Source organism: Streptomyces palmae (assembly GCF_004684805.1).
In the GTDB taxonomy this organism is placed as follows: Bacteria; Actinomycetota; Actinomycetes; order Streptomycetales; family Streptomycetaceae; genus Streptomyces; species Streptomyces palmae.
Map to the genome: position 1 here is coordinate 1 of NZ_SRID01000697.1, position 1,236 is coordinate 1,236.

Below are 1,236 nucleotides of genomic sequence, written 5' to 3' on the forward strand. Positions count from 1 at the left end.
TTTGTGTGGGAGCGCGGGTGGGAAGCGGACCAGCGGGGGCGACGCGGTGAAGGAGCACGCATGACCATCGGCGACGGAACCCATGCGGTACGGGCCGGACTGCCCGAGCCGGAGACCTATCGGCCGACCCTGCCCGGCCCGGTGTTCGCCGCGCACTACCACCTGCACGGCGACGCCGACCTGGCCACCGGTCCGTACACCTACGGCCGGGACGCCAACCCCACCTGGTCGCTGCTGGAGCGGGCGATCAGCGAGTTGGAGTCGCCCGAGGCCCCGGCCGAGACGGTGGTCTTCGCCTCCGGCATGGGCGCGATCTCCGCGGTGCTCCTCTCCCAGCTGCGGCAGGGCGACACGGTGGTGCTGCCGAGCGACGGCTACAACCTGCTGGTCCCGCTGCGCGAGCGGCTGGAGGGCTACGGCATCGAGGTGCGCACGGCACCCACCGCGGGCGACGCCCAGCTGACGGTGCTGGACGGCGCCCGGCTGCTGTGGATCGAGTCACCGTCCAACCCCGGGCTCGACGTCTGCGACATCCGGCGGCTGGCCGAGGCCGCGCACGCCCAGGGCGCCCTGGTCGCGGTCGACAACACCCTGGCCACCCCGCTCGGTCAGCGACCGCTGGACCTGGGCGCGGACTTCGCGGTGGCCAGCGGCACCAAGGCGCTGACCGGTCACGGGGACGTACTGCTGGGCTACGCCACCACCCGGATTCCGGCGCTGGCCGCCTCGGTCCGGGCCTGGCGCAAGACGGTCGGGGCCATCCCCGGACCGATGGAGGCCTGGCTGGCGCACCGCTCGCTGGCCACCCTCCAACTGCGGGTCGACCGGCAGGCGTCCAACGCGCTGGCGCTCGCCGAGGCGCTGAGCGAACGGCCGGAGATCAGCGGGCTGCGCCACCCGGGGCTGCCCGGGGACCCGGCGCATCCGGTCGCGGCGGCCCAGATGCGCGGTGGCAGGTTCGGCTGCGTGGTGTCCTTCACCCTCCCGGATCGGGCGTACGCCCAGCGCTTCCTGGACGCCCTGCGGCTGGTGGACGACGCCACCAGCTTCGGCGGGGTGCGCTCCACCGCCGAGCGCCGGGCCCGCTGGGGCGGCGACGCGGTTCCGGAGGGATTCATCCGCTTCTCGGTGGGCGCGGAGGACCCGGAGGACCTGATCGCCGATGTCCACCGGGCCCTGGACGCGGCGCGCGAGGCGTAGCGGGCCGGGACACTGGGTGAGCTGGGCGGGGCGAAC

The 1,236-nt window shown here is 74.6% G+C and carries 1 protein-coding gene; it reads left to right on the forward strand.

All coding sequences use genetic code 11. The features are described from left to right. The first annotated feature begins 60 nt into the window (after positions 1–60). The gene (locus tag E4099_RS32145) at positions 61–1,200 is read left to right on the forward strand and encodes a cystathionine gamma-lyase (protein WP_135342608.1); all 1,140 of its coding nucleotides are present in this window, start codon (positions 61–63) and stop codon (positions 1,198–1,200) included. Positions 1,201–1,236: the final 36 nt, after the last annotated feature.

Coding starts and splice junctions, on each gene's coding strand:
- E4099_RS32145 (WP_135342608.1), top strand. CDS start 61: ATGACCATCGGCGACGGAACCCATGCGGTACGGGCCGGACTGCCCGAG.